The sequence below is a fragment of the Candidatus Dechloromonas phosphoritropha genome (assembly GCA_016722705.1).
Lineage (GTDB): Bacteria > Pseudomonadota > Gammaproteobacteria > Burkholderiales > Rhodocyclaceae > Azonexus > Azonexus phosphoritrophus.
This window is the reverse complement of the sequence record JADKGN010000004.1, coordinates 1,576,241-1,599,878: the sequence shown is the minus strand read 5'-3', so window position 1 is coordinate 1,599,878 and position 23,638 is coordinate 1,576,241. Positions and strand designations below refer to the sequence as shown.

The 23,638-nt window shown below is 61.6% G+C and carries 32 protein-coding genes and 3 pseudogenes; 18 read left to right on the top strand and 17 right to left on the bottom strand.

Going from position 1 to position 23,638, the window contains the following annotated elements; all coding sequences use genetic code 11:
* Window positions 1-15: 15 nt before the first annotated feature.
* Both IPP03_13565 and IPP03_13560 read left to right on the top strand, forming a co-directional pair.
* A pseudogene (locus IPP03_13565) lies at window positions 16-309 on the top strand (ABC transporter ATP-binding protein).
* Window positions 306-1,016, top strand: a complete 711-nt coding sequence (locus tag IPP03_13560; GenBank protein ID MBL0353622.1) for an ABC transporter ATP-binding protein — start codon at window positions 306-308, stop codon at window positions 1,014-1,016. The pseudogene IPP03_13565 and the gene IPP03_13560 overlap by 4 nt, the downstream one beginning before the upstream one ends.
* Before the next feature lie 28 nt (window positions 1,017-1,044).
* Here the strand turns inward: IPP03_13560 and IPP03_13555 are convergent, their stop codons facing one another.
* The 9 genes from IPP03_13555 to ybgC all read right to left on the bottom strand — a co-directional run bounded on the left by IPP03_13555 (window position 1,045) and on the right by ybgC (window position 7,479).
* A complete protein-coding gene (locus tag IPP03_13555) occupies window positions 1,045-1,698 on the bottom strand; it encodes a hypothetical protein (GenBank protein ID MBL0353621.1) in 654 nt (217 codons plus the stop codon).
* A gap of 73 nt (window positions 1,699-1,771) precedes the next feature.
* The gene (queE, locus tag IPP03_13550; protein ID MBL0353620.1) at window positions 1,772-2,410 is read right to left on the bottom strand and encodes a 7-carboxy-7-deazaguanine synthase QueE; all 639 of its coding nucleotides are present in this window, start codon (window positions 2,408-2,410) and stop codon (window positions 1,772-1,774) included.
* The gene (gene ybgF, locus IPP03_13545) at window positions 2,411-3,154 is read right to left on the bottom strand and encodes a tol-pal system protein YbgF (GenBank protein MBL0353619.1); all 744 of its coding nucleotides are present in this window, start codon (window positions 3,152-3,154) and stop codon (window positions 2,411-2,413) included.
* A 2-nt stretch (window positions 3,155-3,156) separates the two neighbouring features.
* On the bottom strand, window positions 3,157-3,693 hold the full coding sequence (gene pal / locus IPP03_13540; protein MBL0353618.1) for a peptidoglycan-associated lipoprotein Pal: 537 nt from the start codon (window positions 3,691-3,693) through the stop codon (window positions 3,157-3,159).
* A gap of 18 nt (window positions 3,694-3,711) precedes the next feature.
* The gene (tolB, locus tag IPP03_13535) at window positions 3,712-4,992 is read right to left on the bottom strand and encodes a Tol-Pal system protein TolB (protein MBL0353617.1); all 1,281 of its coding nucleotides are present in this window, start codon (window positions 4,990-4,992) and stop codon (window positions 3,712-3,714) included.
* Window positions 4,993-5,015: 23 nt separating this feature from the next.
* Complete coding sequence (tolA, locus tag IPP03_13530) at window positions 5,016-5,972, bottom strand: cell envelope integrity protein TolA (protein ID MBL0353616.1); 957 nt, start codon at window positions 5,970-5,972, stop codon at window positions 5,016-5,018.
* On the bottom strand, window positions 5,969-6,379 hold the full coding sequence (gene tolR, locus IPP03_13525; GenBank protein ID MBL0353615.1) for a protein TolR: 411 nt from the start codon (window positions 6,377-6,379) through the stop codon (window positions 5,969-5,971). The genes tolA and tolR overlap by 4 nt, the downstream gene beginning before the upstream one ends.
* A 3-nt stretch (window positions 6,380-6,382) precedes the next feature.
* Window positions 6,383-7,060 (bottom strand): protein TolQ, encoded by a 678-nt coding sequence (gene tolQ, locus IPP03_13520; GenBank protein MBL0353614.1) that lies wholly within the window; start codon window positions 7,058-7,060, stop codon window positions 6,383-6,385.
* A complete protein-coding gene (gene ybgC, locus IPP03_13515; GenBank protein ID MBL0353613.1) occupies window positions 7,057-7,479 on the bottom strand; it encodes a tol-pal system-associated acyl-CoA thioesterase in 423 nt (140 codons plus the stop codon). Before ybgC ends, tolQ begins: the two co-directional genes overlap by 4 nt.
* Before the next feature lie 151 nt (window positions 7,480-7,630).
* On the opposite strand from ybgC, the pseudogene IPP03_13510 reads away from it, so the two are divergent.
* Window positions 7,631-8,125: pseudogene (locus tag IPP03_13510) on the top strand (transposase).
* A gap of 20 nt (window positions 8,126-8,145) precedes the next feature.
* Here the strand turns inward: IPP03_13510 and IPP03_13505 are convergent.
* The 7 genes and pseudogenes from IPP03_13505 to IPP03_13475 form a co-directional block, all read right to left on the bottom strand.
* A pseudogene (locus tag IPP03_13505) lies at window positions 8,146-8,388 on the bottom strand (transposase).
* Window positions 8,389-8,489: 101 nt separating this feature from the next.
* The gene (locus tag IPP03_13500) at window positions 8,490-8,714 is read right to left on the bottom strand and encodes a hypothetical protein (GenBank protein MBL0353612.1); all 225 of its coding nucleotides are present in this window, start codon (window positions 8,712-8,714) and stop codon (window positions 8,490-8,492) included.
* Window positions 8,704-10,599 carry a hypothetical protein gene (locus tag IPP03_13495; GenBank protein ID MBL0353611.1) on the bottom strand — a complete coding sequence of 632 codons (1,896 nt, stop codon included), beginning with the start codon at window positions 10,597-10,599 and terminating at the stop codon, window positions 8,704-8,706. Before IPP03_13495 ends, IPP03_13500 begins: the two co-directional genes overlap by 11 nt.
* The gene (locus tag IPP03_13490; GenBank protein ID MBL0353610.1) at window positions 10,586-10,858 is read right to left on the bottom strand and encodes a hypothetical protein; all 273 of its coding nucleotides are present in this window, start codon (window positions 10,856-10,858) and stop codon (window positions 10,586-10,588) included. The genes IPP03_13495 and IPP03_13490 overlap by 14 nt, the downstream gene beginning before the upstream one ends.
* Window positions 10,859-11,007: 149 nt before the next feature.
* Entirely contained in the window at window positions 11,008-11,196 is a 189-nt protein-coding gene (locus tag IPP03_13485) for a hypothetical protein (protein ID MBL0353609.1), read from the bottom strand.
* Between the two features lie 176 nt (window positions 11,197-11,372).
* Window positions 11,373-12,590 carry a hypothetical protein gene (locus IPP03_13480; GenBank protein MBL0353608.1) on the bottom strand — a complete coding sequence of 406 codons (1,218 nt, stop codon included), beginning with the start codon at window positions 12,588-12,590 and terminating at the stop codon, window positions 11,373-11,375.
* Window positions 12,591-12,602: 12 nt separating this feature from the next.
* Window positions 12,603-13,601, bottom strand: coding sequence for a hypothetical protein (locus IPP03_13475; protein MBL0353607.1), 999 nt, complete (start codon window positions 13,599-13,601; stop codon window positions 12,603-12,605).
* Between the two features lie 19 nt (window positions 13,602-13,620).
* Here IPP03_13475 and IPP03_13470 point away from each other — a divergent pair, with 19 nt between their 5' ends.
* The 15 genes from IPP03_13470 (at window position 13,621) to IPP03_13400 (ending at window position 22,454) form a co-directional block, all read left to right on the top strand.
* Window positions 13,621-13,845 (top strand): hypothetical protein, encoded by a 225-nt coding sequence (locus IPP03_13470; GenBank protein MBL0353606.1) that lies wholly within the window; start codon window positions 13,621-13,623, stop codon window positions 13,843-13,845.
* A 378-nt stretch (window positions 13,846-14,223) separates the two neighbouring features.
* Complete coding sequence (locus IPP03_13465) at window positions 14,224-14,397, top strand: hypothetical protein (GenBank protein ID MBL0353605.1); 174 nt, start codon at window positions 14,224-14,226, stop codon at window positions 14,395-14,397.
* Window positions 14,394-14,906 (top strand): glycoside hydrolase family protein, encoded by a 513-nt coding sequence (locus IPP03_13460; GenBank protein MBL0353604.1) that lies wholly within the window; start codon window positions 14,394-14,396, stop codon window positions 14,904-14,906. Before IPP03_13465 ends, IPP03_13460 begins: the two co-directional genes overlap by 4 nt.
* A complete protein-coding gene (locus IPP03_13455) occupies window positions 14,903-15,070 on the top strand; it encodes a hypothetical protein (protein ID MBL0353603.1) in 168 nt (55 codons plus the stop codon). The genes IPP03_13460 and IPP03_13455 overlap by 4 nt, the downstream gene beginning before the upstream one ends.
* Window positions 15,067-15,606, top strand: a complete 540-nt coding sequence (locus tag IPP03_13450; GenBank protein ID MBL0353602.1) for a hypothetical protein — start codon at window positions 15,067-15,069, stop codon at window positions 15,604-15,606. Before IPP03_13455 ends, IPP03_13450 begins: the two co-directional genes overlap by 4 nt.
* The gene (locus tag IPP03_13445) at window positions 15,599-15,829 is read left to right on the top strand and encodes a TraR/DksA C4-type zinc finger protein (protein ID MBL0353601.1); all 231 of its coding nucleotides are present in this window, start codon (window positions 15,599-15,601) and stop codon (window positions 15,827-15,829) included. Before IPP03_13450 ends, IPP03_13445 begins: the two co-directional genes overlap by 8 nt.
* Complete coding sequence (locus tag IPP03_13440; protein ID MBL0353600.1) at window positions 15,813-16,190, top strand: hypothetical protein; 378 nt, start codon at window positions 15,813-15,815, stop codon at window positions 16,188-16,190. The genes IPP03_13445 and IPP03_13440 overlap by 17 nt, the downstream gene beginning before the upstream one ends.
* A complete protein-coding gene (locus tag IPP03_13435; GenBank protein MBL0353599.1) occupies window positions 16,187-16,477 on the top strand; it encodes an ArsR family transcriptional regulator in 291 nt (96 codons plus the stop codon). Before IPP03_13440 ends, IPP03_13435 begins: the two co-directional genes overlap by 4 nt.
* A gap of 1 nt (window position 16,478) precedes the next feature.
* Window positions 16,479-17,027 carry a DUF3486 family protein gene (locus tag IPP03_13430; GenBank protein MBL0353598.1) on the top strand — a complete coding sequence of 183 codons (549 nt, stop codon included), beginning with the start codon at window positions 16,479-16,481 and terminating at the stop codon, window positions 17,025-17,027.
* Window positions 17,027-18,445 (top strand): hypothetical protein, encoded by a 1,419-nt coding sequence (locus IPP03_13425; protein ID MBL0353597.1) that lies wholly within the window; start codon window positions 17,027-17,029, stop codon window positions 18,443-18,445. The genes IPP03_13430 and IPP03_13425 overlap by 1 nt, the downstream gene beginning before the upstream one ends.
* A gap of 85 nt (window positions 18,446-18,530) precedes the next feature.
* Window positions 18,531-20,015 (top strand): DUF935 family protein, encoded by a 1,485-nt coding sequence (locus IPP03_13420; protein MBL0353596.1) that lies wholly within the window; start codon window positions 18,531-18,533, stop codon window positions 20,013-20,015.
* A complete protein-coding gene (locus IPP03_13415; GenBank protein ID MBL0353595.1) occupies window positions 20,008-21,414 on the top strand; it encodes a minor capsid protein in 1,407 nt (468 codons plus the stop codon). The genes IPP03_13420 and IPP03_13415 overlap by 8 nt, the downstream gene beginning before the upstream one ends.
* 40 nt (window positions 21,415-21,454) lie before the next feature.
* Window positions 21,455-21,670 (top strand): hypothetical protein, encoded by a 216-nt coding sequence (locus tag IPP03_13410; protein ID MBL0353594.1) that lies wholly within the window; start codon window positions 21,455-21,457, stop codon window positions 21,668-21,670.
* Entirely contained in the window at window positions 21,667-22,119 is a 453-nt protein-coding gene (locus tag IPP03_13405) for a phage virion morphogenesis protein (protein ID MBL0353593.1), read from the top strand. Before IPP03_13410 ends, IPP03_13405 begins: the two co-directional genes overlap by 4 nt.
* 14 nt (window positions 22,120-22,133) lie before the next feature.
* The gene (locus IPP03_13400) at window positions 22,134-22,454 is read left to right on the top strand and encodes a hypothetical protein (GenBank protein MBL0353592.1); all 321 of its coding nucleotides are present in this window, start codon (window positions 22,134-22,136) and stop codon (window positions 22,452-22,454) included.
* A gap of 116 nt (window positions 22,455-22,570) precedes the next feature.
* Here the strand turns inward: IPP03_13400 and IPP03_13395 are convergent, their stop codons facing one another.
* The gene (locus IPP03_13395) at window positions 22,571-23,464 is read right to left on the bottom strand and encodes an ISAs1 family transposase (protein MBL0353591.1); all 894 of its coding nucleotides are present in this window, start codon (window positions 23,462-23,464) and stop codon (window positions 22,571-22,573) included.
* Between the last annotated feature and the right edge of the window lie 174 nt (window positions 23,465-23,638).

The following is a 23,638-nucleotide window of genomic DNA, read 5'->3' as shown; positions in this document are numbered from 1 at the left end:
CTGCTCGCCGTCCGCGAGCAGCGCGCGCTCGAACTGGCGATGGCGCTGGCCACCCGGCCACAGTTGCTGCTGCTCGACGAGCCGATGGCCGGCACTGGGCTTGAGGAGTCGGCGTGCATGGTCAAACTGATCGAACATCTTGCCCGCCACGTGACGATCCTGCTCGTCGAGCACGACATGGACGCCATATTCCGCCTCGCCGACAGCATTTCGGTGCTGGTCGATGGCTGCCTGATCGCTACCGGAACGCCGGATGAAGTGCGCGCCGATCCTGAGGTGCGCCGTGCCTACCTGAGCGACGGCGCATGAGCGGATTGCTCGAAATCAGCGGACTGGAAGTTGCCTATGGCCAGAGCCAGGTGCTGTTCGGTCTCGATCTGGTGCTGGCCGAGGGCGAAGCGGCGACCCTGCTCGGGCGTAACGGCATGGGCAAGACGACCACGCTGCGCGCCATTTGCGGGTTGCAGCCGGTGTGTGGCGGGAGCATCCGCTTTGCCGGCGAGCGCATCGACGGCTGGCGGCCGGACCGCATCGGCCGCGCCGGGATCGCGCTGGTGCCGGAAGGGCGCCAGTGTTTTCCGAATCTTACGGTCGACGAGCATTTTCTGGCGTTTTTTGCCAATCGCCGGCGTGCCGTGACATCGTGGACGCCTGCCCGCGTCTACGAGCTTTTTTCGCGCCTGCACGAACGCCAGAGAAATCTCGGCAACCAGGTTTCCGGCGGCGAACAGCAGATGCTCGCCATCGATCGCGCGCTGGTTACCAACCCGCGCCTGCTGATCCTCGACGAAGCGAGCGAAGGCTTGGCGCCGCTGGTGCGCGCGGAAATCTGGGGCTGCTTCGCCCGCCTGCGGGCAGAGGGGCAAAGCATCCTGATCGTCGACAAATACGTCGACAAGTTGATCGCGCTGGCCGACTGCCAGACCCTGATCGAGCGCGGCCGCCTCGTCTGGCGGGGCACGTCGGCCGAGCTGGCGGCCGACCACGGCATCTGGCACCGCTATCTGGGCATCTGAAAAGTTGCGGTTGTGCGGGCAGTGCGGATCAGTGGATCAACCCCGCCTTCTGCAGAGCCTCGATGGCGACCTCGGTGAGCGCGGCCACTTGCGCTGTCAGGTCGCCGGCAGATGTCGATGTGGTCGCGTTGCCCGACCAGATGACCGCGCCGCTTGCCAGGTCGACCAGCGAGGTACTGGAACCCAGGCTGCGCGTGGTGGTTGCCCCGCCGACGGGAAACGACAGCCCGATGCCGCCGACGCTGAAACCTCCCCCGCGATAGCCTCCGCCGCTGCCGCCACCAAGCCCGAAACCGACCTGCGGTCCGGGATTGACCACGGCGAAGTCGCTGAGCCTGAGCTGGGTGCTGGCAACTGCCGATGCGCCGTTCTCTCGGCCCGCCATCGCCATCTCTTCAGGGTTGGCCGCCCCGCCCGGCGGAAACCCCGGGAGCGAATAGCTACGTATCCCGGCGACACCGTGCGCTGCAAGACGGGTCGCCCACTGATCTTCACAGACTCGTCTGAGCGTGTCGTCGCCTGCCTGACAAAGAACGAGCATGCGACTTCCCGCAAGCGTGCCACCGAAGGCGGGATCCTTCCACTGCGCAGTCATCTCGGTCGTCGCGCAGCCTGCGATCACGGCAACGAAGACGAGCAGCGGGAGCACTTGAGGTGGGATGTTCTTGCGCGGATGTTTCATCGTTTGACCTCATCTGGACGCGGGCCGGAAGGGCGAAAGCGGAACAAGTTTCATGGACTTGACTGGGTGAAGTCTACCTGCTCCTTGTGTTGCCCCACAGCAACTTGTGCAATTGCATCTGAAAACGGACATTGAGGCCGTCGGCGAGAATCCACTCGGCGAGCGACCGCGGATCGACCAGGCCCTGTGCCGGTGAAAGCAGCACCGGACAATGGCTGTCGAGGCGGTGCTCGCGCAAGCGCTCGCGGGCCCATTCGTAGTCGTTGCGCGAGGCGATGACGATTTTGATTTCATCGCTGTAGGTCAGCAGTTCGAGGTTTTCCCAGCGATTTTTGGCGCATTCGTCGGAGCCCGGCGCCTTGAGATCCATGATTCGCGCAACGCGTGGATCGACCCCGGCGATGTCGAGCGCGCCCGAGGTTTCCAGCGAAACTTCGTAGCCGGCATCGCACAGTGCCGTCAGCAGGGGCAGGCATTCCTTCTGCGCCAGCGGCTCACCGCCTGTAACACAGACCTGACGGACCGGATACTTCGCAACCTCGGCCAGTATCGAGCCGATTGTCGCTGGTTCGCCGCCGGTGAAGCTGTAGGCGGTGTCGCACCAGACGCAGCGCAGCGGGCAGCCGGTCAGCCGCACGAACACCGTCGGCAGACCGGCACGCGAAGCTTCTCCCTGAAGCGAGAAGAAGATCTCGGTAAGGCGCAACGCCAACTACTTCTTCTTCAGGCGATCTCGAGCAGTATCGGCGGCCTGCGAATTTGGGTACTTGGTGACCACGGTTTCCAGCGAGCGCCTGGCTGCCGTCGGGTTGCCCATTTCCTGCTGGCAATTGGCCATCGCCAGCCAGGAATCCGGCGCCTTCGGGCTGTCGGCATGCTTGGTCGTGACCACGCTGTGCGCCTCGATCGCTTTGGTACAGTTGCGCTGGGCGATCCAGGCATTGCCGAGCCAGAACTGGGCATTCGGGGCCAGCGTGCTGTCCGGGTACTTTTTGACGAAGGCCGAGAAGGCCCAGGCCGCCTCCTTGTACTTGGCCGCCTTGAACTGGTTCAAAGCTGCTTCGTACTCCTTGCTTTCGCGGCCCGGATCGACTGCGGCGGGGGGATTTGCCGCGCTGGCCGGGTCGACCGCAGCGCTGCCGCCGCCCGCCTGCGGCTCGAACTTGCGCAGGCGGGTGTCGAGGTCAAGATAGAAATCCTGCTGCCGCTTCTTGGCGGTTTCCAATTCGTAGGTCAGCGTTTCGACCTGGCCGCGCAGACGGGCAATCTCTTCCGACTGACGCTGCAACTGGTTGGCCAGGTCGAGCTGCGCCTTGCCCTGCTGGTCGACGCGCGCCTCGGTCATTATGGCGAGATCCTTGATCTGGCGCCGCGCCTCATCGTCGTCAAACACGCCCGCTTGGGCATGGCCGGTACCCAGGGCAGCGATGAGCAGGGCGATGCGTGCGAGGCGCATGCCTAGAACTCGCCGCGGCCGTCAGGTGCCTTGTAAAGGATGTCGGCGCGGCGGTTCTCGGTCCAGGCGGACTCATCATGGCCCGGATTCTTCGGTTTTTCTTCGCCAAGGCTGACCGACTCGACCTGATCTTCCTTGGCGCCGAGCAACGTCAGCGAACGCTTGACCGCGTCGGAACGCTTCTGGCCGAGCGACAGGTTGTACTCGCGGCTGCCGCGCTCGTCGGTGTTGCCCTGGATCAGGACCTTGAAGCCCTTGTTGGTGACGAGGTACTTGGCGTGGGCGGCGACCAAGTCGCGGTACTCGTCCTTGACCTCGTACTTGTCGAGGTCGAAGTAGATGCTGCGTTGCGACAGCGTGCTCTTGGGGTCGGTCAGTTCGTGCGGCAAGCCGCGTGAGTCGAGACCGCCGGCGGTGACCGGCGCGACACCGGAGCCGCTGCGCGAGTCGACTGGCGCGCCTGAATTCTCATCGACCGGGGTGGAACTGCAACCGACAATCAGGGCGGCCAACAGGGCAGGAATAAGAAGTTTTTTCATGGGTTTCTCCGTTGAGGGTTATTGAGTGAAAGAGCCCCAGGCCGGCTCGCGGACGTCACCGGCCGCGATCGAGAGGCGTTGCTTGATCCGGCCGTCGCTGGAAACAGCCGAGAGGACGCCGCGTCCGCCGATTTCGGTGGCGAACAGAATCATGCGGCTGTTGGGGGCGAAACTCGGGGATTCGTCTTTGTTTGAATCTGTCAGCACTTGCACCTGTTTGCTGGCCAGGTCCATCACGGCAAGCTGGAAGCGACCGTCGCGGCGGCTGATGAAGGCAAGGCTCTTGCCGTCGGGTGACGGCCGCGGCGAAACGTTGTAGCTGCCTTCGAAGCTGATGCGCTGGACGTCACCGCCTTTGGCGCTCATCCGGTAGATCTGTGGGCTGCCACCGCGATCGGAGGTGAAATAGATGCTGCCGCCGTCCGGCGAGTAGCGCGGCTCGGTATCGATTCCGGTCGATTGTGTCAGGCGCTGGACGCCGGTACCGTCGGGATTGACCGAGTAAATCTGCGAGTTGCCGTCTTTCGATAGAACGACAGCCAGGCGGCGACCGTCCGGCGACCACGCCGGAGCTGAGTTCGAGCCCTTGAAATTGGCGACCACCTGACGCTGGCCGGAAGCCAGCGAATGGACGTAGATTACCGGCTTCTTCTTCTCGAATGAAACATACGCCAGCCGTGAGCCGTCCGGCGACCAGACCGGCGAAATGATCGGCTCGTTGGAAGTCAGGGCAGTTGCCGCGCCTTGCCCGTCGGCATCGGCGATCTGCAGGCGGAACTTGGTGCCGGATTTGACGACATAGGCGATGCGTGTCGAGAAGACGCCCTTCTCGCCGGTCAGCTTTTCGTAGATATAGTCGGCGATGCGGTGGCCGGCGGCGCGCAACTGGTCGTTGCCTGTCACGTAGACGGCGCCCCCGAGCGCCACCTGCTTTTGCGTGTCATAGAGGCGAAAGCGCGCTTCCATGCGCCCATTGGCGCCGCGCGCCAGGCTGCCGGTCGCCAGCGCGTCAGCGCCGCGACTCTTCCAGTCGGCGAAGTTGATCTGCGCATTCTCGTCGAGCGTGGCACCGGCCGGATCGACCAGCTTGAACAGTCCGCTGCGTTCGAGGTCGGCGCGAATCGTCGCAGTGACCACCTGGGTGGCGGCGGGATCGCCGGCGAAGTTGGCGATCGCCACCGGGATCCGGTTGGCGCCGGCGCCGGTAATCTCGACGGTTAACTGTGCGTGGGCCAGCGTAGCGGCCAGCAGAGACAGGAGAACGAATATCTTGTGGAAAATCTGGGGCATGGATGTCATCTTCATCAGGGATTCGCGAGATTCTACTCTTCAAATGGCTTGTATTTGATTTCCAGCGTGCGCTGAAACAACGCGGGGTCGGGTGGGGCGGGCAGTGGCGAGGATTTCTTGATGGCGCGCTCGATCGCCGAGTCGAGGGCTGCACTGCCGCTCGAGCGTTTGAGCCTTATGTTGAGTATCTCGCCGCCAGGTAATTGCTCGACACCAAAAATCGCTTCCGGGTTTCCCTGGATGTTGGGCGGCAACACGATATTGCCACGTACCTTGACGCGGATCTTGGCTGCATACTCTTCCATGCCGCGCTTGCTGGCCGCTGCCCGCTGCGCCGCCTCGGCGCCGGCGGCACTGGCCATCTGTTGCGCGCTCGCATTCGGACGACTCTTCAGTTGGGCCGTTTCGCTGGCCAGTTCCTTGCTGAAATCGGGCACCCGGGGCTCGGCCTTCTTTGGCTCCGGCTCGGTTTTCTTCGGCTCCGCCTTTGTTTCCGACTTCTTCGGTTCGGGCTTCTTCGGTTCAGGCTTGGGCTCGGGCTCCGGCTTCTTCGGTTCGGGCTTCTTCGGTTCGGGCTTCTTCGGTTCGGACTTCTTCGGTTCGGGCTTGGGCTCGGGCTCCGGCTTCTTCGGCTCCGGCTTCGGTGGCTTCTTCTCTTCCTTGATCGCGATATCCGGCTTCTTCGGCGGAGGTGGTTCGGGCTTCGGCTCAGCCTTGGGCACCGGTTTCGGCTCGGGTTTCGGCTCAACCTTCGGCTCGGGCTTCGGTTCAGGTTTCGGTTCGGGCTTCGCTTCCGGCCGCGGCGGCGGTGGGGCTGCCTGAACGGCAGGTGTCGGGCGGCTTGAAAACAGTTCGACTTCGACCACATCCGGCTGGCTGCGCTTCCACTGCACGCCGAAGAACAGGAAAGCCAGCAGACCGACGTGCACCAGGATGGTGAACGTCAGCGCGTATTTCCGGCCGGGCTCTTCGGGTCGTTCGAGAATCATTTGCCGGTGGTTTGCACCAGAAGGCCGATTTTCTTGACCTGGGCACGCTGCAATTCATCCATGACGGACAACACCGCTTCATACTTGACGTTCTTGTCACCGGCGATCAGCACCGCTTGCTCCGGATTCTTCTTCTGCGCCGCCAGGATACGGGTTTTCAGTTCGCTGCGGTCGACGCGGAATTCCCTGCCATTTCCGGCGCGGTCGATCAGCGTCATGCTCTGGTCGGCCTTGATCGCCACTTCGAGCGGTGCCGCCGGCACGGTATTGGCCTTGCCGACCGAAGGCACGTCGATGGTCGAGGTGGTCATCATCGGCGCCGTCACCATGAAGATGACGAGCAGCACGAGCATGACGTCGATGTAGGGGACGACGTTGATTTCGTTTTTGAGGCGGCGCTGGCGCATGGCTTAACGCATCTGCCGCTGGAGAATGTTTGAAAACTCTTCCATGAACGACTCGTAGCGCGTCGCCAGGCGGTCGATGTCATGGGCGAAACGGTTGTAGGCGATGACGGCGGGAATCGCCGCGAAGAGGCCGATGGCGGTGGCGACCAGCGCTTCGGCAATGCCTGGCGCTACTGCAGAGAGCGTCGCCTGGCCGACATTGGCGAGGCCGCGAAAGGAATGCATGATACCCCAGACGGTGCCGAACAGGCCGACGTAGGGTGACACTGAGCCGACCGAGGCGAGGAAGGCGAGATGCGCATCCAGCGCATCCATCTCGCGCTGAAAGGTGGCGCGCATGGCGCGGCGCGCGCCGTCGATGACGTCCTTGGAGTCGAGATTTGCCTGCCCCTTGAGCTTGGCGAATTCGCGGAAGCCGGCCTCGAAGATGCGTTCCATCGAGCCGGCGTGGTGGCGGTCGTTAACCGCGCTGTTAAAGAGATTGTTGAGGTCGCCGCCGGACCAGAAATCGCGCTCGAAGGTTTCGGTTTTGGCACGCGCCTGCTTGACCGTGTACCACTTCATGAAGATGTAGTACCAGGACATGAAGGAGACGCCGGCGAGCAGGAGCATGACCGCCTGGACGACGGCGCTGGCGTTGAGGATCAGGTGAAGGATGGAGATATCCTGGGTTACGTTCATTGCATTGCTTCCAGTTTTCTGTGCAGGAATTCGGGGATGGGAGCCGGCGTCATCTTGACGGCGTCGACACAGGCGATCTCGACGACGCCGGTGACCAGCTCGTCGTCCCCGCGGCGGACGTGATGGCGGAAGACGACACGAACCCGGGTCAGTCGCTCGACTTCAAGGCCGACCGTCAACAGATCGTCGAGGCGTGCCGGCTTAAGGTACTCGCAACCGGCCTTGCGCGCGACGAAGACGATGCCGGCATCGGACGCCAGTTGCGACTGGTCATGGCCGATCTGGCGCATCCATTCGGTGCGGCAGCGCTCGAAGAATTTCAGGTAATTGGCGTAATAGACGACGCCGCCGGCATCGGTATCCTCGTAATAGACGCGGACGGGAATAGCGAAGGCGTTCGGCTTCTGCTCATGTTTCATCGTGATATTTTAACCGATTTCGCAAGAGTCGTTTGTAACGGTTTGTTTCCATGCCAATTATGGCGATTTTCCGCCCAGAAAACCGGGAAAAACTAGAGACACACCACGGTTGCAAGCTAAACATTGGTGTTCACGGCGCCAGAGAATCCCGATGGCCCGCCGCCCCCGCGTGATACTCCCCGATTTCCCGTTGCACTTTCCACCACGGCAGGGGTGGGCGCGCTGATGAAGGCTTTGGGGCAGCGCTATATGCAGCACGTAAATCGCACCAATGGCCGATGCGGCACCTTGTGGGAGGGGCGCTTCAGCTCCTGCCTGACGCAGGAGGAAAGTTGTCTGCTGGCCTGCCACCGCTACATCGAGCTGAACCCGATGCGTGGGGATAGTCGGGCACCCTGCGCAATATTGCTGGTCGAGCTATCGCGTCAATACCCAGAGGGATGAGAGCGGGCGGGTGACGCCACATCCGCTCTACCGGGCGCCAGGGGCCGACGGCACAGATCGACAGGCGGCCTACCGGGAGTTGTTCCGCTGCGAGCTGGAAGCGGGCGTGGTGGATGCAATCCGTCAGGCCACGAATAGAAATTTCGCCTTGGGCGACGAGCGTTTTGGCGATCAGATCGCTCAGGCCTGGGGGCGACGGGTCAGGGCCTCCGCACTCGAACATCATAATGCCGGAAATCCCAACATGTTCATGCGTACCTCATCATCCCAGGCTGCCCGCTTGCGCTTCAAGCGCAAGCTGCATTTCTTTTTGTCGGTCTTATCCAGGCGAATGAGATTGAGGACGATCTTCTTGAGCAGGGAGAGGTTTTGTGGCGCATGGTCTTTACGCACCGTACTGCCGTCCTCGCCCATCGTGACATCAAGCATCCAATGAAGTTGGTTCTCGATTCCCCAATGGCTACGGTAAAGCCGCGCGAGATAAATGAGCATCAACAAGCGAGATAAACGACCGTAGAATTTGTTTATCGACAGAAAACAAAATTTACTGTGGGTGGTGCTGTAGGTCAGATTTCGATCACGACTACCGACAATGAAGGCGCAATCCCTTCGATTGATCCATCTCTCAAATAGACCCTGTTGCCGACCGATGCAACCCCTCTAGCCACCTGAATTGATCCATCCGGTAATTCGACGGTCACCCGGCCTATCTCAACGACAGTCACCGTTCCAATCATCAGCCGTGCGCCTGGAGTCAGCGCGCGGAGTGCCTTGTAGAGGTTATAGGACATGGCTTTCCACCGTGATTGTCTGGCGCAGTTTAGGAAAGTCGCTGGCCACCTGGACGCTACGCGTCAGGCCAAGGTGCTGCTGGCCATTTTCGGTATAGCGGACGAGTTTTCCTGGCGGAACGATACCCAGCTCCGAGAGAACCGGCAGGCTGAGCGAGATGAGTTTCTGCCGGCCGGTGTCGCCCAGGACTGCGATACCGCGCTGGCGCCCCGCATCGGCATGCGTGATCAGCGGATCGGCGACCATCGGCGCCACCTTCGCGCCATCGGTTCCGGCGCGGGTGACGTGCGCCATGATCCCCCCAGCCTGCCCAGAGATGAAAACAGCGTTGTAGGCCGGCCGGTCGATCCACTCGATCCCCTCGGTCACGCAGACGTCTTCGGGCAACTGGATATCCGGGGTCAGGCCCGCCCAGGCCCATGGTGCAGCTGGGTAGCGCGGCAGCACGCGCAGGACTTGATCGGTACGGTGCGCCTGGATATAGGCGCCGCCGGCGCCAGCGATGGCGAGACAGGCATCCATCGCGGTGCCGCTGTGTTGCCAGGCGCCAGCTGGGACCAGCCAGTCGGTAATTTGCCAGTCGAGATCCCAGCCGATCGACACCCCATTTTCGGTTAGCGCATCAGCCATCAGCTGCTGCGCGGTCAGCGCCTCGGCATTGGCGCGCGAGACAATATCGGCGTAGGGATCTGCGAGCCAGGCGGCGCGCCCACGGCCGGAGATCGCCAGGGTGGATTGCGCGAAGCGACGGTCGCGCTGGATGCGTTCGACGGCAAAGCGGAAGGCCGTCCCGTTGAGCGTGGCGATGACTTCGACCAGATTCCCGGGCGAGGCCTGCAGCAGTGATAGATAGCTGCCGGGCACATTGGCCGACCAGGACCATACCCAGGAATCGACATCGATGCCCAGGCGCATATTATTGGTCGGGATCGGCTGCCCGGTGCTGTCCAGCACCAGCGTTTGCGTATTGGTGGTCATGTAAACCCTCCGGACGGGAATGATAAGGGTTTCGCCGCTACCTTCACCGGCGGCATGCGGGCAGCGAAAACGGAAATTGAGGCTGGCTTCGGCGGCGAGTTCCCAGAAACGCAGGTTGGCGATGCCGGGGATCGGCTGGTAGCACGACACGTGGGCGGGCGGGGGGACGGTGTAGTCGTGCTGACCATACGCTGGCGTGCTGCCCCGTTGCCAGGGTATGCGGGTGTAGATCAGGATCGGCGCGCCGACGCCGAAATCAGTGACCAGCGCGCGTTGACGGCGCTCGGCTTCTCCCCAGGGCAGGATCAGGCCAGGGCGCGGGCTGCGGTAAAGGTCTTTCCAGCGGTCTTCCTGGTAAGCCGGAAGCGCGGCGGCATCGGTGAATGGCGCGATGAGTTGCGGACGATTGTTGCGCAGTAGTTCCTTGAATGCGGCCGTGCGCTCTGTTGCGCGCCGCAGGCCGGCGACCCAGGGCACGGCGAGGGCGGGGCTATGGACGCGGTCGGCAGTCTGCCAGGTGGTGGCGGTGTCGGCCGGCAGCGAGAGGCCGTCGGCGATGGCCGGTGACGGGTTGGCTTCGGCCTTGGCGGATACGCGGTGGCGGGCGGATACCGATGGATTATTCGGCGCGGCGACTTGCCAGGCAGCGCCAGCCCACAGGTGGGCAGTACGGTTGACGCTGTTGTCGTAGATGGCCCGCAATTCCGGCGCAATTTCGAGGTTGACCGTAACGTCCAGGCTGGCGACATATCCGGTATGTGTTGTCAGGTGCGGATGGGCGCTGACGACCACCGCAGCGGCCATGGTGGCGGTGAATTGCTCGCCACCATGGGTATCTTCGGCCCCGAAGCGCAGCGCGGTGGTGACCGGCTGGTGGGTTTTGAAGTGCAGGTTAGTTGGCGACAATCTGCGCCCCGATCAGCGCCAGGAAGGCCCCGGTGTAGAGCGTGGTCGCTGCCAGGATTACTTCGGCGGTGGCCGGGTCGCTGTCGTGCATAGCCTGGGTGCCGACGGTGTAGTCGGCGATCCAGGTGTCGGCAGCGTCAAACAGGCGCGCCCAGACGGCGCTTCCGCCAGCGGTGATCTGGGCAAAGGCAGTATCAGATAGGGTCAGGATGCCGGCGGATACCGTTCCGACGGGAAAACCCAGGATCACGGCGACCATTGGCGGGCCGCCTGGTGAACCTCCGGCTGTTGGTTTGGCGGTTGAAAAAAACGCCAACCTCGACCCGGCGCCAGCAGCGGCGATCTGCGTGGCTAACCCTAGCATGGCGCCGTTGCGCATGGCGGTGCGGACTGTAGTCGAGACATCCATTACATCGGTATCCCGTACTGGTTGTCAGCAATCACGGCGTTGTATTCCGCCGTGTGATCAAAGGAAACGACGAACCACGGTCCCAGTCGCACATTGTAGAAGGCGTATGCGCCATCCCTGGAACTGATTACGGTGCGCCCCGGGCGGCGGGTGCGCACATCGTATAGCACGACACGCCGCTCTACCATGACATCTGGCGTTCCCGCGATGGCGACGGTTCCTATAACCTTATACGTCCCCCCGTTTTGCTGGTCTTTCTGCGCCAAGGGGCCGCCAAGAAGTAACCTCACGTGCAAGGTGGATAAATTTCTCCTACCAGGCGCGAAGGTTATGACGGTGGCGCCATATAGCGCCGCCGAAGCCATCAGAAATCCCCGAGCTTGAAGGCGAGCACAGCACTGGGATATGTGTACGCTGGTCCGGCGCCGGATACCGCCTGTCCTGCTGACCGAACCATTAAGACAATCCCCTCGGGTACGTTATCAACACCTACCTGCACCTGATACCCAGAGGCGAAGGGAAGATATTCCAATACGTGCAATAGTCCGCGCGCCACGCCCCGAATAGACAGGCCGCTGGCTGTTGACTCGAACAGATAAACGGGTAAAAAGTGGTATCCGTTGTCGCCAAGCGCGGGGGTGGCATATGCCGGCGCGTTGGCGGTCGTACTTACTCCGCGGTTTGCGGATAGCGCCCAGTGGTAAGTTAAATACGAAGTCGCGGACCCCATCGAAGAGGCGGCGCACATTGAGGCTTGATGTATCGGCGTTGCGCCGAATATCTGGGAGTAAGCCCGCGACACAACTCCCTGGTTCGGCGCATATGTGTACGCATCGTTGCAGGATGAATACTGCCCAAAAGCTCCCGGCGCCGCGTTGGCCAAGCCTTGGAGCCGAAAAATTGCGCCGTCGGCAGGGATGGTGGAATTGAAATCCCCAAAGCTATAGAAATCGTATGCCGCGCCGCTATTCCATGCGACGCCGAGGTAAACCGTCTTGTCATCCGCAACAAGCACCCATGGTCGGGCGGTCGCGTCCGTCGTACTGGACTTTTTGAAATAGTTCGTCCCGAAGGCGCTGACTGCAGTTGAGATATCCGTGTAGTCTTCCGCCCCCGTGACAGATGAATACTGACCAACGGTGTCATCAACCTTGATGCACTGTAGCGATGAAAGGCCATTGCCAGAACGGTAGACGCCGAGATTGGTGGCCGAGAAAGGCTTGACCCATCCCGCGGGGGATGCCTTGCATGTGATCGTCCCGGTTGCCGTCTGGTCGGATATTCCGCCCGCAGCGAAAGTAAACGTGTCTGTCGTAACCGAGGCTACGCGGACCTGCCCGTTAATCTCCGCGCAGGCGCCTGTGATGCCTTCCACATCCAGTGCCTGATTGACGATGTAGCCATGCCCTGCCTTGGTCGCCTTGGCCACGTTTGAGGCGATTACCAGGCTGGTAAGCGTGGTCAGATTAAAGCCGTTCTTGAGGCAGGCGTCGAGCACGGCGATCATGGCGCCGACAGTTCCAGAAAGCGCCGGGGCGCCAGCCATACCGCTGGAAAACCATTTTGTCTTGATCGTTGGCATTATTGACTCCGGTTAAGCATCGACATCGCCACGGATGCCGAGGGTGAATTGGTCGGATTGTTGCGTCGGGTTTCCTTGCAGCGCGGTGCGGGCTACCCAGACCGGGTAGTTGGCGGCGACGGTATTCATGCGGATAACGTTGCCAGCCGCCCAACCGGCACCCCATCCTTCCTTGGCGATGCTGAAATACGGCACGGCGGTTTCCGGGTTGAGCGGCGCCAGGTCATTGACGATGGCGTGTCCGGTGACGATCTGGCCGATGGTTTCACCGATGACGTTGATTGTCGTGCTGTTGGTGAATACGATCTCCCAGCGCTCCTGAATCGCTCCGCGGTTGGTGACGATGACCGGGTACTGGGTGCGGTTGTAGGTGCCGGTGGCGGCGCCACCTGAGAGCGTATCGGACCACCCGATGAAAGTCTGCTGGTCGAAAAACACAGAAACGCGGGCGCGCAGGTCGCCCATGAGCAGGGCAGAGCTCACATACGACCCGAGCGGGAAATCGTGGGTAAGCGGCCGGGTAATGGCCAGATCGCCGTTGATCTGGGCATCCGAGCACAGCGCCATATCCTCGATGCGGTGCTCGATGCGCACCGGCTGGCTGTAGCCGGCGACGGCGCTGAAAGTAACGGTCCCGGCGTCGAGGTTGGTGCTGTAGCCGGTGGCGATCGTATTGCCGTCGTTGCCGATGACACGCATGCGAGCGATGCGCTCGCGGCCGAGATTGACCGTCTGGCCGTTACTGACGGTGGCCGGTGAGGTGGTCGCCGTGTGATGCACAACGACGACATCACCCTTGCGCAGAATCGGCACGCGGCCATCGACCGGAAGACGGACTGGATCAAGGCCGAGCACGTCGGCGGAAAGCGGCAGGTTGCTGACGGCGACGGCATTGAAGCGGGCAGTATCGGGGAAGACCATGACTGGGCGAAATATCTGCCCGCCGACCACATTACCTGCGTCGTACCACCATTCTGACTTCTCCGGCGCCGTCAGGCTGGCATCGGACACCCAGGCGCCGAACTGGACGGTGGCGATGCCGATCAGCCAAAGCCAGCAGGCGCGCGACGCGGAGTTGAATACGATCAAGGAACGCAAATCGCTGGCCAGCAACAACCTGGCCGGCGCCACCCTGGAACACAGCCTGGCGACCGAGATGCAGGCGGTGGCGACCCGCTACGACAGCGATATCCACGTCAAGCAGGAAAAGCTGCGGCGGCTCAGGGAAGACCTGGCGAAGGCACAAAAAGAATAGCCGAATGGCCGATGGCGCGCGCCAACCTCGCCGCAACAAGTAAAGCCTTTTACTGAGCTCCTCTCGCGCGCGCAAGGCAATCTGTTTGCATGCGCTGCATTGACTGCCTCCACTACGTCGACTCTATCAAATCCAACGCCCCGCGCTGGGGGTTGGACGATTACGGCTATTGCAATGCGGCGCCCACCCTTGAGACGCGGGCGCGGATTTTCCACGAGAACACCCCGTGCTGGATTGAGCCAAAGCGCTATCTGGCCAAAAATCAAAAGTCTGCCCCCGGGGAGCAAAAGCCGTGAAAAACATCAACGCCGCTGGCCTGTTCTGGATTTTGTACCTTGCTGCCATCGCGTTGGCGGCGATTGCCTGGCGGTTCTGGTCATGATCAGCTACTCCTCGCGCAAGTTCCTGCTGGCGCTGGCTTCGCTGGCCAGTGCCACGGCGCTGGTTTATGGTGGCCAGATCGCCGACGGCGTCTATTCAGCGGTGGTGATTGCCACCGTCGGCGCCTACATCGCCGGCAATGTCACGCAAAAGGCGCTTACCAAGCCATGATCAACCGCCCGCGCTCCGCGCTCGCCGCCCTGGCACTTTCGGCGACTGCCCTGGTGGCGCTGGTAGCCAGCGAGGGCTACAGCGACAAGGCGATTATTCCGGTTCCGGGCGACGTGCCGACGGTCGGTTTCGGCAGCACGACGCGCGATGACGGTTCACCGGTGCAGCTGGCGGACAGGACGACGCCACCGAAGGCTCTTGGCAAGGCGCTACGCGACGTGCAGGCCTACGAGGGCAAGCTCAAGGGCTGCGTGACGGTGCCGCTGACGCAGGGTGAGTACGATGCCTATGTCGACATGGCGTACAACGTGGGTCCGACTGCTTTCTGTGGATCGAACCTGGTCAGGCTGCTGAACGCCGGCGACTATGACGGCGCTTGCGCGCAAATCCTGCGCTGGCGCTTTTTCAAGAATAAAGATTGTTCCCTGCCGGAAAACAAGCGCCTTTGTGGCGGCCTATGGACGCGCCGCCAGGCGGAGAACAAGCAGTGCCTGGGGATGGCGCCATGAAGCATCTGGCCGCCATTCTGTTCTGGCTGCTGCTATTGAGCGGTGCCGCTTGTGTTTTTGCCAATCTGGCGATTCGCCCGGACCAGACGTTGGGGTGTGATCTGGTCATCCAGAGGATACCGTCCGGCACTGCCGGACATAACTTGACGGCGCCCTGTCTATGAACCCGGTCCAGTGGATACAACCCGGAGTTGCCGGATATCAAACCATCCGGGCAATCATTGTCGTGGCCATCGCCGCGCTGCTTTTTTTCGCTGGCTGGGAGGTTAACGGCTGGCGCAAGGATGCTGATATCGCTGACATCAAGTCCGCGCAGGCCAGCGCCAACGAGGCTGCCGCGCGCCAGAACCTCGACGCGCTGGTGGAGGCCGAGCGCCAGGGCGAGATGCTCTCGGCGCGCGCTACGGCGGCCGAAACAGCCCGCGACGCCGCTTTACAGGAGACTCAGAATGCGCTACGCAAAACCACTACTGGCCGCCCTTGCCTTAATCCTGGCACTGTCCGCCTGCTCAACGACGCCACTGGCCTCAAGCATCCAGCATTGCCCGCGCCCGCCGGCGAGCCTGCTCTCGCCGATGCCGGAACTGCCAGCGATACCGACGTCGCTTTCTGGATCGCCTATGCCCGGCGATCCTACGACACCTGCCGTGGGCGAATCGACGCCATAGCTGATTTTTACAAGGTTTCAGGTAGTGAGTGATGAAATTGACCGCGCGCAAGAGCGTGAGGAAGAGATGCGCAGCGATGCTCTGGCCAGTATGGCGCGCCGCGCCGATTGTATGGCGGCGCTGCCGTCGGCTGAATTTTGCGCCATCTGCGAGGAGGCGATCAACGATTTGCGCCGGCGCCTGGTGCAGGGCGTGCAGACGTGCATCGAGTGCCAGCGCGATCTTGAGAGAGCGGGTCATGGAACAAGGGTTTAGCGGCATGGGAATCGACGAGATCAAGCTGTTTGGTGGTCTGCTATTCCAGATGATTAACGCCATTGCGACGGCTGGCGTCTGGCTCTACGTGCGCTACGGCAACCGCAACGACATTATCGACGCCCGGCTCTCCGCCCTGCGCAGTGACATGGACAGCCGCCTTGACAAGCACGAGTCCGACCTATCTGGGATCAAAGGGGGATTGCAGAATTCACCGAAGCACAGCGACCTGATGCGGATTCACACGCGGATCGATGAGGATGCCGGGGCGATGCGGCGCATCGAGGGCGAGTTCTCCTCGACCAGCAAGACCATCGACCTGATTCATAGTTACCTGCTGAATGAAGGAAGACGACAATGAGTTTCGCCGAGTACTTGCGCAAGGATGTGCGCCTGGTGATCCTGCGGGTTCTGGGCGAGATGCCGGCGTACCGGGCGAATAGCTCGGTGCTGGCGAATATGCTCGACCAGTTCGGACATGCGGTGACGCGCGACCAGGCGAAGACCGAACTGTGCTGGCTGCAGGAACAGGGGCTGATCAAGATCGACAAGGCGGGATCGGTGCTGGTGGCGACACTGAGCGAGCGGGGCCAGGATGTGGCCGATGGCCGCGCCAGCGTTGATGGCATTTCCCGGCCGAGGGCTTGAGATGGGCCGCAAATCGACCATCGACAAGCTGCCGCCCGAGGTGCGGGGGCATATCGAGAAGCGCCTGCGGGAAAACCGCCTGACGCTGGACGAACTGTTCGCCGACGTGCGCGGGGCGTTTCCTGATCTGGACACGGCGCCATCGCGCTCGGCGCTCGGGCGCTACCGGATGGGCTTCGAGGAGGTAATGCAGACGCAGCGGGCGATGTCGACGGCGGCTTCGGCACTGGTCGCCGAGTTGGGCGAGGATTTCGACGACAAGTCGGGCGCGCTGTTGGCGCAGGCGGTGACAACACTGGCGACGCGCGCGGCGTTCGACCAGCTTGGGCAGGAGTCGGCCGACATCGGCGACGTGCTCGACCTGGCCAAGGCGGCGAAGGCGGCGCAGGAATCACGTAGCCTGAACCTGCGCGAGCGCCAGGCGGTGGCCAAGATGGCGCGCGACAAGCTGCTCGAGGAGCAGAAGGTCAAGCTCGACGCGATGGGCGTCAAGAGCGGGGTGACCGAAGAGACCAAGCTGGCGATTCGCGCGGCACTGGGGATTATGTAATGGCCGCACGCAAGGGCCGCTGCAAGATCATTCCTGCCAATCCTGAGGCGATCTTTTTGCCGTTCCAGTCGCGCTGGATTCAGGATACTTCGCGCCTCAAGCTGATGGAAAAATCGCGGCAGATCGGCATTAGCTGGGCGACGGCCTACGGCGCAGATGAGCGCGTGGCGGCCCAGGGCGCGCGGCACGATGAGTGGGTGAGCAGCCGCGACGACATTCAGGCGCGGCTTTTTATCGAGGATTGCAAGCTGTGGGCCGGGATCATGAACATGGCGGCGGAGGACCTCGGCGAGGTAGTGATCGACCCCAAGGAAAAGCTGACGGCCTATGTGCTGCAGTTCGCCAGCGGCCGGCGCATCCACAGCATGTCGAGCAACCCGGACGCGCAGGCGGGCAAGCGCGGCAGCCGTATCCTGGATGAGTTCGCGCTGCACCGCGACCAGCGCAAGATGTGGGCGATTGCCTACCCCGGCATCACCTGGGGCGGCTGCATGGAGGTAGTTTCGACGCATCGCGGTTCAAATTCATTCTTCAACGGGCTGATCCGCGAGGCGCGCGAGAAGGCAAATCCGAAGAAGCTGAGCCTGCACCGCGTGACGCTGCAGGATGCCCTCGACCAGGGCTTTCTGTACACACTGCAGCAGGCTCTGCCGGCCGATGCCGAGCAGCAGGACATGGACGAGGCCGAGTATTTCGAGTTCATCCGGCGCGGAGCGGCAGACGAGGAGTCGTTCGACCAGGAATATATGTGCATCCCGGCCGACGATGACAGCAAGTTCATCGAGTACGAGCTGATTACCGGCTGTGAGTACGGCGCCGGCACCGACTGGGAGCGCGAAGCAAGCGATGCGTTCAGCGGGCGTCTGTTCTGCGGCGTGGATATCGGGCGCAAGAAGGATTTGACGGTGTTGTGGGTTGTCGAGCAGCTTGGCGATGTGCTGTACACGCGCAAGGTGATCCCTATGCAGTGTATGCGCAAGAGCGCGCAGGAGGCCATCCTCTATCCGTGGTTCGAAATCTGCGACCGGATTTGCATCGACTCGACGGGCCTCGGTATCGGCTGGGCCGACGATGCGCAGGACAAGTTCGGCGAGCATCGGGTCGAGGCGGTGAATTTTTCCGGCCAGGTCAAGGAGGCGCTGGCTTATCCGCTGAAAGGGGCGATGGAGGATCGCATGTTGCGCATTCCGGACGACCCGGTCATCCGTTCCGACCTGCGCAAGGTGCAGAAGGTGACGACGGCGGCCGGCAATATCCGCTTTGTCGCCGAGAGTACGCCGGACGGACACGCCGACCGTTTCTGGGCGCTGGCGCTGGCAAAGCATGCGGCGAGCGACCAAGCAGCACCGATTGAATTCACGAGCGACGGTCCGCGTGGCTCGACAAGCGAAAGCGCAGGGTTTCTTTATGGTTACTAAACAGTCTAAAGCGGCGGTAATCGCCGGGCCGGAGCTCGATACCGAGGTCGCCAACCGTCTGCGCGATCCGTTCGAAACGAATTACATGGGCGTCCTGCGCAGCAACGATCCTCTGTTGCTGGAGAAGGGCCAGAACATCGAGATTTATCGCGACCTGAAGCGCGATGGCAAGGTGGCGGCGATGCTCGACAAGCGGATCGGCGCGCTGGTCGGACGGGAGTGGACGGTCGAACCGATCACTGAGGGCGGCAAGGCGGACGCCGAGACGCTGACGGCGATCCTCAAGACGATCGGATTCGACCAGGTCTGTCGCGATCTGATGGATGCGCTGATGATGGGCTATGCGGTCAGCGAAATTGTGTGGACGGTGCGCGATGGCCTGGTAGTTCCTGAACGGGTTACCAAGCGGCGTCAACGGCGCTTTGTTTATGTGCAGACCGACGAGAACTCGGATGCCGAACTGCGCCTGCTGACACGGGAAAACATGCTGACCGGCGTACCTATCCGCGAGAGGTGCCTGATCGTGCACCGGGTAAACTCCGAGGATGACAATCCCTACGGAACAGGCCTGGGCCTGCAGTTGTACTGGCCGGTTTTCTTCAAGCGCAAGAGCATCATCTCGTGGAATAAACTGAACGATCGCTTTGGCTCGCCGACGCCGTGGGGCCGCTATCCGAAAAATGCCGGGCCAAAGGAAAAGGGCACACTGTTCGACGCGCTGCGCGCGATCAGCAACGATGGCGTGGTGATGACGCCGGAGGGCATGCAGTTGGAGCTGCTGGAAAGCAAGCTGACCGGCAGCGTGACGACGCAGCAGTCGCTGTGCGAGTACATGGATGACTGGATCGCCGAGGTGATGATTGGCCAGGAGCCGCGGGCCTCAGGTGGCGGCGCGCTGGCGGCGGCGAGCAAGGAACGCCAGTCGACGCGGCTTGACCTGGTGCAGGCCGATGCCGATTTATTGTCGGATACCCTGAACTCGACCTTGATCAAGTGGATTTGCGAATACAACGGCTTTGAGCCGTGCCTGGTCTCGCGCGACATCAGCGAGGAAGAGGACCGGAAGGTCGAGAGCGAGGCCGACAAGAACGTGGCCGACATGGGCTGGGAGCTTTCGGAAGAGGCGGTGCGGGCGAAGTACGGCGATGGGTGGAGCCGGAAGGCTGCGGTGCCGATGCCAGTTATTCCTCCAGTTATGGCGCCCCCTGGCTCTGCACTCCCTAGGGTCGCGGTCGACGGCCAAAAATCGCCAAAAACCGACAAGCCGGCCAGCTTTGCCGAGGCCGGGCCGCTCGGCGTTACCGGGGATGCCATCGACCAGTTGATCGAGGCCGAATCGGCGCACTGGCAGCCGCTGCTCGATCCGATGGTGGCGCCCCTGCAGGAGGCTTTCGACGAGGCCGAGCGCAACGGCGAAACCGCCGCTGAACTGATCGCCCGACTTCCGGCGCTGCTGGCGAAAATGGATGGTACCGCGCTGGCTGAAGCGCTGGCGAAGATGGCGTTTACGGCGCGCTTGGCCGGCCTGGCGGGCATCGCTCCAGATGCAGGGATTGATACCCATGGCTAGGAGCGCCGCCCAGGAGTTCGCTTACCTGTTCAGGCTGCCGCCTCAGCAGGCGATTGACTATCTGCAGGGGCGCGATCAACTGACGCGGACTTATTCCTGGCAGGACCTGTGGCACGATGAACACACGCAGCAGTTCACCGTCAGCCGGCTGGCGCGGATGGACATCCTGAAGGCAATGCAGGACAGCATCACGGCGTCGGTGGGCGGCGATCTGACGCGCCGCGACTGGATACGCGACACCAAGGCTCTGCTGAAAAAAGAGGGCTGGTGGGGCGAGAAAACGCTGATTGATGAGTTTACTGGCGAGGCGGTGACGACCAAGTTCGATTCGGCGCGCCTCAAGCTGATTTTTGATACCAATACGCGCCAGGCCTACGCCGCCGGCTTATGGCAGCGCATCGCTGACAACAAGGCGGCGCGGCCTTACATCCGTTACATCACCCGGCGCGACGGTCGGGTGCGGGCGCAGCATCAGCGCTGGGATAACCTGGTGCTACCGGTTGACGATCCGTTCTGGAAAACCCGCTTTCCGCCGAACGGCTACCGCTGCCGCTGCCATGCGACGGGCGTCTCGCAGGCCGAGTACGACAAGGGTTATTCGGAATACCGGGCAAATTACGAGTTTAACGCGGACGGCACGGTCAAGCGCATCCCGGATGTCGAGCAAATTCCGTTCAATAAAGTGGCGCCGCCGGACGACTTGCAGACTTTTGTCAATCAGCGCACCGGGGATATCAGCGAGGTTCCGGCCGGTGTCATGCCGGGGTTTGATTTCAATCCTGGGATGGCGCGCGCCTATCGCTTGCGCCAGGTGGCTGCGGAGAAGGTCGCTGCGCTGCCGGCGCCGCTGGCTCAGGCGGCTTTGGCGGATGGCGTTTATGGCGGAAATTTACCGGAAGCGCTCGCCAGAGTCGAGACCGAGATTGTCGGAGAACCGCTGGAACACCTGGTGCTGCTCGACAGCAAAGGCACGGAGTTGGCGCGGGCGGTCGGTACCGAGGATATGGTCGAACTCCCGGGCGACATGCTCGCGCAGCTGACGGACGGCGTCTTGATTCATAACCACCCAGGGTCTCCCCAGTCGTTCACGGTTGAGGACATCAAGCTGGCGGTTTGGCATGGGCTCGCAGCAACCCATGTGGTGGATAGTGAATTCCGTTATTCTGCCATTTTCCCGGAAGGGATTCCCAGTGGTCCGGCATACTGGGTGGAAGTGCTGGAGCCCATGGTTTCGCGTATCGAAGCGGATGTCACGCGGCGAGTTAACGACGCCATTGCCGCGGGCCTGATCGGAAAGGATGAAAGCGCGCCCATCATCGACCATATGATCTGGGAAGAAGTGAATGCCGAGGTTAATATCGGCTACCGTCGAATCCGCAGGAAAAACGATGCCGTATGACCAGCCACCAAGCGTGATTGATGGTCCCCGCAATAACCCGTTGCGCTCAGATACGTGCGAGCGCTGTACACATCATCGCGGCTGGAGAATCTGCACGGCGTTTCCCGGGGGCATACCTGATGCGCTGTGGAGTGCCTATCACGGGCATCGTGAGCCATTTCCCGGCGACCACGGCATCCTGTTTGAGTTGGTAAAGCCGGTGACCGGCCCGCTCGAAATCCCTGAGTTCCTGCGCAAGAATCCAGCACAGTCATGAGCCTCGTCGTCACTGTCGATTCCTCCCCGCTACGCGAGGTACTGGATCGGCTCTATACGGTCACCAACGATCTTTCGCCGGTGATGAAGGACGTCGGCGACGAAATGGAAACCCGAATCAGGGGCCGCTTCGAGACGCAGAGCGACCCGCTTGGCGCGGCCTGGATTCCGTGGATGCCTTCGACAGTCAAAACCTACCCGAAGGATGGAAACAAGCGCATGCTCGATCGCCATGGCCATATGCTACGCAGCCTCAGCCATGCGTTCGACGACCACAGCGCCACGGTCGGCTTCGGCCAGCCCTACGCTGCCTATCACGAGTTCGGAATCAAGAAAATGGTACGACGCGGTCTGCTCTTCGCCGACCCCGATGCCGGCACGCTGGCACCAGATGATGAGGCCGCACTACTCGACATAGTGACCAGGTTCCTGGACCAAGCCATTGACTAAACGTTGAGGAAAACATGGGCCGCTCTCACCAGATCACAAAGTTGACGCCTGAGCAGCAGGCCAAAGTATCCGGCATGATTCGGCGCTATCAATATGAACACATTGATCTGATTCGCGATGAATTGGCTGCCTCCGGCATCACCGTTGCCTGCTCTACTTTGTATCGACATGCCCAGAGCCTGAAAAATACTGACGGCGGCTCCAGCGTTATCGCTGGTTTAACTCTGGTCATTGTGATTGACCTTAATAACGGCGCCTCGACGGAAATCCGAACCTCCGCATGCTCATCTCTTGTGGTCAGCGCAGTTGGTGCGCTTGGCCTGGCAGGCTCCTAAAACCGGCTAGGATAGTTGTTTCCTGTCGCTAAAGTAATTTTATTCAGTTCCCGCGATATAGCCCACTAACAAGCGGCATATCCCACAAATATCGCGCTTCCTCCCTGCTGAATATCTCAGTCCCCTTTACTACGGGCCGCTTGGGCCAGTTGCTCAGGCGTCAAAGCCCGCGAGGCAATGTAATACCGTTGCTCCAGCGTCGCCGCCTTGCCGGTGACCTGACGTACCGAGTCAATGCGGCCAATGACGGCGCACTCCGGCCAGTCAGCCAACACCACGACGCCTTCCGCTGGCAGGATCGACGCGATTTGCGCCACCACGCGGCCATGCGATTTCTCGACGTGTTCGTTTCGCCCCGCTGTCTCTCGACGATCAATGAAAGCGCCCTGGATCGCGTTGAACAGCTTGGGTTGATTGCCTTTGACGGCGAGCAGGTAATCCGCTTTTTTGTCAATGATCTTTCGGGCAATGGCGCGCTGGCAGCCCATGGCATCGATACTGACCAGAAAGCCGTCGATCGCAAGCGCTTCAAGCAATTCGGGAATGGCGGTGATTTCGTTGCTCTTGCCGCAGACCTTCTCCTGACCCAGGGCAATGCCCAGTTGGGTGGCGAAGGCGCTAACCAGGTGAATGGCGTCTTCGCCACCATTGCCCGATCCACGCACCGTTTTGCCGTCGACCGCAATCGTTCCTGCCAACGTCGGTACGGCCTGAGTCACCCAGCGCCGGAAGCTGGCTTCGAATTGCCCAGGATCAAGCAGGCGAAAGAGTCGCAGAAAGGTGTCTTCGGACGGCACGCCATTTTTCAGCACCAGAAACCGACGCAACCACTGCTCACGCGATTGCGCCCAGGCAGCAACGTCTTCCACACTGTCGCAATCCGAGAGAACACCGGCGATCGCCATCACGAGCATCTCCCGAAAGTCATGCCGCGTCCCATTGCTGGCCTTCCGGGGATCATCGATTTCGTTCAAGCATTCCATCAAAACCAGACCTTTCGTCGCGCTCATTGGGGACACCCAAAAGACGAGAGCAGACGTGATTTTCGATGGGTTTACAAGATGATGGCATAACGTGCTGAATCTTAACGACTTTTTCTGGGAAATCATGACCAATGGAATTATTCATTCCGAGTGCGGAGGCCCTGGGCGACGGGTGCAGTCGGGAACATCGGGCAGGCCGCG